5 protein-coding genes are annotated in these 8,804 nt (G+C 66.6%); all 5 read right to left on the bottom strand.

Annotated features, from left to right (window positions below; genetic code table 11):
- On the bottom strand, positions 1 to 286 hold a 286-nt coding region (locus VGC77_RS08670; RefSeq protein ID WP_331171165.1), incomplete at its 3' end, for a hypothetical protein.
- Complete coding sequence (locus VGC77_RS08675; RefSeq protein ID WP_331171166.1) at positions 283 to 507, bottom strand: hypothetical protein; 225 nt, start codon at positions 505 to 507, stop codon at positions 283 to 285. The genes VGC77_RS08675 and VGC77_RS08670, both read right to left, overlap by 4 nt.
- 51 nt (positions 508 to 558) lie before the next feature.
- Positions 559 to 2,580: a hypothetical protein gene (locus VGC77_RS08680; protein ID WP_331171167.1), complete on the bottom strand. Its 2,022-nt coding sequence runs from the start codon at positions 2,578 to 2,580 to the stop codon at positions 559 to 561.
- Entirely contained in the window at positions 2,580 to 5,084 is a 2,505-nt protein-coding gene (locus VGC77_RS08685) for a hypothetical protein (RefSeq protein WP_331171168.1), read from the bottom strand. Before VGC77_RS08685 ends, VGC77_RS08680 begins: the two co-directional genes overlap by 1 nt.
- The coding region (locus VGC77_RS08690) for a hypothetical protein (RefSeq protein ID WP_331171169.1) at positions 5,081 to 8,804 on the bottom strand (3,724 nt) is incomplete at its 5' end. The genes VGC77_RS08690 and VGC77_RS08685, both read right to left, overlap by 4 nt.

Here is an 8,804-nt window from a genome sequence, read left to right on the forward strand (position 1 = left end):
TCGCCTGCGCGCGGGCGGCAAGGATCGACAGGCACAGGATCAGCGCCGTCACGGCGGCGATGCGCAGTGCATTGACGATGGCCGGGCCCGTCTGCACGACAAGCCGGCCGAGGATGCCGAAGACCAGCAGCCCGACGCCGATCCACCACAGGGTGTAAGGGTCGGTTTCGATGCCCCAGATCGCAAAGGCCAGCTCGGGCAGGATCAGGGCAGCAAGACCGAGGATCTGCGCCCATAGCGAATAAGAAAGGATCAGGACGCGCCGGGCGTCGGAAATCAGCTTCATTTGCGGGTTCCTTCGATACGGGAAAGACGTTCGTCGATCTGGGTCAGGCCGCGCAGCACATCGCGCTCCAGAGAGCGCAACCGCGCTTCGTGGTCGGATACCGTCGCGGCGCTCGACTGGCTGCGCCAATCCAGCGCTGCCCATCCAAGGGCGAGGGCCACCAGCATCACGCCGATCTGGATCGCGTTGCCGAGGGTGATCTGGTTTTTAATTTCGGGCATCGGCGTCCTCATGCGGCAATGGTGGGAATTTTCTCGGGCATCTGCCGATCCTCATGCTGCTGCGGAGATTTTCAGGGCGCGGAACACCCAGGCGGAGGCCGACCCGTCCCATGCGGACGCCCCGCCGTTATGGACTGTCAGACGAATGTTCGAGGATGCGGCCAAGAATGATACCGACCAAGTGAGGCCCGCCGGGGCGTCAAAATCCGGTGTTGCGGTCAGCAGCCACTTTGTCCGGTCAAGATCGGAGAAGTTGGCGCTGGTATACCCGATACTGGCAGCCCCCCCCGCTGCGACAGACCCGAGGTTCAGCGTCGTGATCCCGGTGCGCATGGCCCGGAGGGCACTGTCCAGAGCGTGAGCGCTGGCGTCAGGCTGGACCCGCAATCCGCGCCCGCCAGACATGATCAGATCGCGCGCACCACCGCTGTCGTTCGTCAAGTTGAGGTTGCCAGCACTATCCAGCAGCCATTTCCAGATGCCGCCGCTCCCGGCCTTCATCATCCGGAGGTCCTCGAACGCCTCAGGGGCAGCATGGCGCGGTACAGTCGTTGTCGATCCGGCGCGGTCAATGACGAAGTTGTCCTGCCCCAAGTTCGTCACTGGCAGGTTGACGATCCCGGCCCGCACACCAAAGATGTAGTTCCGGCGGGAATAGGCCCCGAGCACGACATCCCCGTCGCCGTTGTCCTCGGTGTATGGCACAGGCATAAAGTGGCCTGCGGTCCAGTTCGTGCCGTAGCCGGCGAACCGGATGCCAGCCCCTGTGTTGTGCTGCGCGCTCACGCCCATCAACTGGCAGTCGTAGGCGGCGCCCATGTGCAGGCCGTCACCGCCATTCGCGCGCGCATCCAGGCCATACAGCCGCCCGGCATTCACATCCGGCGCTGCCGGGTTCGCGTTATCTGACACATACATGCCATGGCCCGCATTCAGAATGCTGATGACGTTCGTGACGTTCCACAGGTTGATGTTGCCCGTCTCGCCAACACCCCGCCCGACGACCAATCCATGACCGCCTTGGTTCATGACCTGCATATTGCGCAGGTCGTTCCGCCCGCCGATAAGCTGGATGCCGTTCCCGCCGTTGCCGGCTTCACCATCAACGGTGAAACCCACAACCTCACTGTATCCCTCAAGCAAAAGGCCGTTCCCGGTGAAGGACGCCTTCTTGAGCAGCTTCGATCGGCTTTCGCTGACGCCGCGCAGCTTGCCCTCATAAGGCACGATGATCGTAGCACCGACTGGGTGGGAGCCGACCGGGACGTTCAGTTCCATCCCCAGGGCAAGCTGGCTGTTCACCATAGGGGCATAGTCAGCGAGGACCGGGGTGGCCCAACTGCGAGCCGTGCCAACGATCTTGACCCCAACCCCGGTAATCGGGTGGTCGAAGTCACCCGTGGCCGCAGCAACGATATCCCAGGCGGCCGAGCCATCCTGCGTTCCTGCCCGTTTGCCGATCCATAAAGCGACGAGCTGGTCCGATGCCAAAAACGCTGATGCCGAGGGGAACGTCAGCGGGCCATACAGCGCAGCCTGCGCGGCAGAGAGAGCGGCGTCGTCGCGGGCGGCAACGGCGGTTGCGGCATTCGCCCCCGCATCCGCAATGTCCGCCGCGTTCGGCCCGTCGGTGAGGATCGTCCCATCCGGCCCGCCAATCAGCGCCCGCCCCTCGATCGGGGCGATCGGGGGGATCGCGGTATAGCTTCGCAGGCTGCGGGACACCCCGTCCTGCGTCTCCTGCACGGCCATCGTGATCTGGTCGAGCTGGCTCTCCATGCCTTTCTCGCGCGTGTGCAGGCCCAGCCAGCCCTGCTCCAGCGGGGTCGCCCGCTCGATCCACAGGCGACGGCCGGCATATGCCGCTGCCGCATCTGCGATCAGGAACAGGTTGCCGGCGCTGGCCGCCTCTTCCGGGACGGTGCCATAATCGGACAGGTCCAGCGTGGATACACCGTCTTCGGTTTCCACATGCGCGACCACAGCGCCGTTCCGATAAGGGAAGGGCACGGCATAGGGGCCGGTGCCGGCGACCGTGTAGAATTCAGGCGGGGTGTATTGCTCGACGGTCATCAGCTGCCTGCGATGTTGGAAAGGTCGGGGGCGCGGTCGGGGGCAAGATCGCCCTGCAGCCACCACGGACGGGTGCCGTAGTCGCGCTGGCGCTGGCGCTCTTTGCGGCGCCAGTCGGTTTCCGCCTCGGGGTCGAGAAAGCGCTGCAGCTGGTCGCTGACGATCCGGTCGAAGGCGAGCCGCTGATACCAGAGGCTGGATCCCACCGGCGTGTTCATGCGCTGGAACCGGGCGAAGGCGCGGCCCATATTGACGTTGCGACCCTCGGCCGCCGCTGACAGGGGCTCGGCCACCAGCCCAAGCGCATCCCCGGCAAGGCCAATGACCGGCCCGGCCAGTGTTTCGCCCAGCCCGCCGCCGGTCCGGCTGGCCTCGGCCGCGAAGAAATCGCCGAAGATGCCAAGGCCGCCGCCCTGCATAAGGGCCGCCATCCAGAACTTGCCATCGTCCATCGGGCGCGGATCGTTGCCCTTGGCCATCTCCTTCAGCTGAACCGCGACGCCGCCAAGAAGCAGCAGGGGGATGAAGATGTTCGCCGCATATTGCGCCTTCGCCATGGGCGTCGGCTGCTGCAGAAACCGGCGATACTGGCTGAACATCAGCGACAGGGGGTATCCCTTGTAGCTGGTCGACGACCGCAGCAACTCGCCGGGGATCGACCCGGGGGCCGTGGCACCCAAGGTGCGGGCGCGCCCCTCGATCGACATCGAGGGCAGGGCATATTCCAGCTCTTCCCGCATGGCCATTTGCAGGCGCATGGCAAGGCCCTCGGCCTCCATGCGCGGCAGGGCGGTCTGGTGTTCCAGAAACCATTTGGCGCTGATGAAATCGCTCCCGTCGGGGGCGGTGAACCGCGCGGCCGGATCGCGCAGCAGATCCCAGTCCGTCGCCGTGATCCCGCGCCGCTCCATCAGCGCCCGCATTCGCGGATCGATATCGGCAAAGGCACGATCGGCCATATCGGCCAGCTTTGCCGAAACCTCCATCTGGAAAGCCAGCCGCCGCATGTCGGTCAGGAAGGTCAGGCCGCTGGCCCGCAGGGTGAAGCCCGACAGACGTTGCGTGATGCCGGTCCCGAACAACTCTCCGAAATACCGGGCCGAGCCGCCGCCCGCCTCGCCCAATGTCTGCGCGACATAGCCCAGCCGGGCCGCCTGTGCGCGGGTGGTTCCCGACATGCTCAGCGCCATGGTGCGGGTCATGACGTTCGACGGCTTGATGCCGATCGCCTTTGCCGCGACGCGGATGGTGGCGGCGTCGGTGACCGACGACAGGACCGCGCTGCCCAGCTGGATCGACGACAGCACCGCCCGGCTGCCGCTGAAGAACGCGGCCCCGCCGACGCTGTCAGGCACATTGGCGCTGCCGTCGACATGGGCCAGCATGACCTTGGCCAGCTTCGCCTGCTTTCCGATCCGGGCAATCGCTGCGGCTTTCGCCTTCGGGCTGCCCGTCATCGTCTGGGCGTTCTTCATTGCGACCTGGCTGGCGAATTCCAGCCCGGCACGCGGGTTCGGCCCCAGCACCCGCATCATGGCGACATCGCGGGCAAGCCCGTGCAACCCACCCAGCATGGCGGTGAAGGGGTCGGCCGCGCCGTAAGCTTTGTTGTATTCCAGCCAGTCGCTGCCGCTGGAGAAATGCAGGACCCGGTGTTCCGCCCGGCGGTTATACAGGGCGGCGCCGGCGGCCGTGCCGGATGGCACCCGCTCATCCCAGCCCCGGGTGGTGATCCCGTCATAGACGTCGCGCAGGAACCGTTCGGCGGCCTGCCGGTTCGGCATCTGGCCCGGGCCGGTGGTGAACGCCTTGCCGGTCGCCATATCCTCGATCTTGTCCCAGGCAAGGCGCGGGGTGATGTCGGCCGCCCACTGGTCGAAACCTTTTGCCAGCATTGCGTCGGCGGAATGGGCATGTGCCACCCCGTAATCCGCCAGCTCGCCTACATCGCCGCCATGGGCGTTGAACAACTGCCGCATCCGGCGTTGCTGGTATCTGACCCCATCCGCAAGGCCTTGGGCGCTGGCATCGCCCGATGCCTCGCCGTGCAACTCGCGGATCAGGTTCTCGAAACCGGCGCGGTCACGGACCGACCCAGCGACGTTCAACCCGTGCTTGGCCAGCACCTCTGACAGTCCGGCGTTGATGCTGTCGGTATAGGCCTCGGTCAGGGACCGCACACTTTCCCCGCGATAGGCATCGCGGGTATGCCCCTCGATCATATCGCGCAGCGCGCGGCCGGGATCGGGCGAGGCGTCGATCTCGGCCTTCAGCCGTCGCATGGCCTGCAGCTGGTTGACGGTGGAATGAAATCGCGAGCGGGCGGCCTTCCGTGTTGCCTCTTTCAGGTCGGCCGCCGCGCTCGCTGCAGCCTGGGCGGGCGGTATGATGTTCTCATACCGGGCGACCAGCTGTCGATAATGGTCCTGGGCGGCGCGGCCCTGGACCGGGTTCAGATTCTTCGCGTCCATCGCACGCTGAAGGCAATCGGCTATATTCGTCATGTGCGGGAACCTCCGATCATGCAGGCATCGACCGCGTCCAGCAGGTCTCGGTCGGCCTCGATGTCATCCAGCAGGGCGCTGGCCCGGGTGCCATCGGGCAGGGTGAAGTCGCCCAGGGCGTCGAACTCTGCCCGTGCGGCGGCAATGCTGTTGGCCGGATCATCGCCGGATTGAACCGACGGTGCAGAAGTGCTATATTCAGTGCGCCCGGTTGCGTCAGGAATTCGCGATGACGCACTTGCAGCTGGCTCGTCCGAAGTCCGCAGCTGCCGGGCAATCTCGCCCCGCTCATCCTCGAACGCCGTGACCAGCCAGGTCTTTTCCTTGCCGTCCCAGTCCAGCCGCACAACGGCAGATGCTGGCGGATTACCAGGCATCTGGATGTAGGCCCTGTCCTTCAGCCGCCCGATCAGATCGCCGTTGCGCAACAGCTCCGGCAGACGGGCGATCATTTCCGGGTGCTTGACCTCGATATGGCGCAGCCCAAGGGCTTCATTGCCATAGACGAAGGCGATGTCGCCCAGGTCTTCGCGCTGGACCGCCGACGGCACTTCGCCCTGGCGTTCCGCCATAAGCTTCCCAATCGCCCCCTCGGGATTGTCGTCGAAGCCCCGATACATCGGGCCAAAGGGGCCGGTGCTGCGCAACAGCGAAGCATCTGCAAGGATTTCCCCGCCTGATATACCGCTGCGCGGTGCATAGACAGGTGTGCCTCGGGGAATGACCACGCGCACGACACTGGCGTCTCCGCCGCGCGGACCGCGCCCGAATTTCTCCGCCGTGTGCCGGCTGAAGGAATAGCTGACAGGTCCCGCGCTCGGATCGAAGTTGCCGGTCAGATCGCCACGCCAGACGATCAGGTCTCGCGGCGCCGGCACCATACCCCGCCGGATCAAGGCATCAATGTCCGCCGAATTTTCAGCGTTATCGGCAAAGCTCTTGTCGAGGCGCTGCTGTTCGGCGGGGGAAAGCAAACTGCTGGATCTGATGTTGTCATCCAGCCGTGCCTCGATAGCGTCATGCGCGGCATCGTCGATACGGCCGGTGTTTTCCAGCTCATAGGGGGGGTCTGTAGCTTCCCGCAGATCGTCCAGCGCCTGCAAGTCCGCCGCCTCTGCCTCGGGACTATCTGCCCCCTTGGCGAAGGCGGTCTCCGGCAAGGCGGCGTCCTCGATGCGCGGCGCGGGCGGCGGCGTGACCGGCGGGATCTCGTCGGGCAGATCCGCGAAGGTCTTGCCGTCGATCGCGCGCAGCACGTCGGCCGGGCTGGCGCCCAGCATGTCGCCGGTGCGCCCGGCGGTGCGCGCCTCGTCGGCATAGCGTTGCAGGAACCGCGCGACCTCGGCCGCAGGCGCCGCGCGGCCATCGCGCCAGAACTTCCGCAACAGCGCGACCGACAAGGGGTTCGGTCCGGCGAACAGATCGCCCTGCGACAGGATCGCCTCGATCGCATCGGCAATGCTGCCACCCGCGCGGCCAGCGTCCTGACGGGCCAAGACGATGGTGCGCAGAGCGTCCAGCACATGGCCGGTGATGTCGAACTCCGGGCGAACCTGCCCGGCCTCGATCTCGGCGCGCAGGGTGGTCCAGCCGGGGGCTGCCTGTTCCAGCGCGTCCATCAGGCTGCGCAATTCGCCGGGATCTTCTGCCTCGGCATAACGCGACAGGGCGTCGCGACCCAGCGGGCCGCCATCATCCCAGGCGCGCGCGAAAAAGGCATGGGACACGCGTCGCCGGCCTTCGGCGTTCAGTGCGCCGGCATCGTCGAAAAAGGCGTTGCGCTCGGATCTGGGCAGCGCGCCCAGCACAGCCTGCAGGAAGGGGCGGTTTTCGTCGGCGCCGATTGCGGCCTCGGGGCGGAAGGTGCCAAGCCTTTCGGCCGTCATGGCGCGCGACGAGGTGCGGGCAATTTCCGTGGGCGTCATCCGCGCAACGCCGCTGTCCTGCGCGTCGATGGTCATCTGCTCGCGCGCGGCATCGTCCAGATCAGTCTTGCGCCGGGCGACCAGCACCGGGCGTTCCATCCCCTCGGGCACGGCAAAGCCCGCGGCCTCGATCTGCCGGCGATAGGCGGCGGCGCGGTCGGGGTGTTCGTCATAGGCCCGCTGGATGGCCGAAAACCGGCCATTGCCGCTTTCGATCATGTCGTCGGGACCGATCAGCGGCGCGCCCCGGTCGGCGGTGGGCGAGGGCATCAGCTGCGCCGGATCCAGCCGGGCGGCGGTATCGGCGATCCATGCGTCGCTGTTGATCCGGCTGCGGTCGCGCGGCTGAAACCGGCCCTCGGCCTTGCGCAGCAGCGAGGCATCCACAACCTGGTATTCCACGTCGATCCGGCGCTCGCCGACCGAAAGCTGGCCCTCGCCGGTATAGCCACGCTCTGTCGGGCGATAGGTGCGGAAATCGCCGCCGGCATAGGGCTGTGCCGCCCCCGGCTCGAAATCCGCCCGGGGTCCGCGATACCCCTCCCATGCGCCGGTGCCCTGCGCACGGAAGATCCAGATCCCCAGCTGCTCCTGCAAATCCTCGGACATCAGCTCGTCGCCCTTCAGACCAAGCCCTTTCTTGGCCGCGCGTAGCGTGGTGCCGACGATCTGATAGGCACCCATCGGTGTGGCGACACGGCCGATCCGTGCCTTGACCCAGTTGGCATAGCGCCCGCCCGGGGCCGCGAACTCCAGCGCCTGATCGACGGTCATTTCCGTCAGCTTCACATTGGCGAAGGGTCCGCCTTCCCGGTTGGAAAAACCGAATAACGCGTTGAAGTCTCCACCGCTTTCGCCGGCAAAGATCCCGCCCCGGATTGCGCCCCAGTTTCCGGGGGCGTTGGCCGGTATCTCCGGCAGGCCGGCACGGGCCGGCGCGGGCGGATCCCGGCCTTCCTCCATGGCGGTGACAGCCTCGGAAACCCGACCTTCATGCCGGCCGGGGCTGACGCCGGCGGGGCGGGCGGTATCGGTTGCCAGCTGGCGTTCGATCCGGCTGGCGGAATACCGCGCTGCGCCCCGACCGATCAGCGAGCCGGCGCCGGAAATCGCCCCGGCGGTCAGGCCGGCCATGGCGACATCGGCAAGGATGTTCGGTTCCGGCATGTCCAGCTCGTCCGCCACGCGCTGCCGGCGGGGCGCGATTGCCAGTTCGCTGCCGGCGTTGATCGCCACTTCTGCACCGATCGTCTTCAGAACGCCGGCCGCCGGGCCTCCCAGAACAGACAAGGGCAGGGTAGCAAGTGCCACCTCGTCGGTGGTGCCGGCACCGATACGCCCCAGCGTCTCGGCCATGAAGGCGTCGGACGGCGCCGCCTCAAGCACAGCCCGGGCTTCATCATATTCCCTTTGGCGGCGTTCCTGCACCTGTGCGGAAAATTCTTCATCCGTAGTCGGCAGGGTGCCGGCAAGTGCCGGGTTCTGTGCGATCGCAGCATTGGCCCGGGCATAAAGCCGTGCGCGCCGCGCGGCGGTGGGCAGGGCTTGCGGCATTCCCGGGGCGGGGCGCTGGCCGGCTGCGCTGCGACGGATCTCCGGCCCGAGAGAGGGCAGGGTGTCCGAAAGCTCGCGCTCATAATCCAGCGCCACCACTTCGGCGCGGTTGTAGCTGTCGTCCTCGATGCGCTGCGCGGTATAGCCGGCGGCAACCCGCTCCCAGTAATTCGAGGCTGGCCGCGTCGCGAGCGGCGCGACCTGTTCCGGGGCTTCTTCAGGCAGAAACCATGTCATCGCC

The sequence above is a fragment of the Rhodopseudomonas sp. genome (assembly GCF_036404135.1).
Taxonomy (GTDB): Bacteria; Pseudomonadota; Alphaproteobacteria; order Rhizobiales; family Xanthobacteraceae; genus Rhodopseudomonas_A.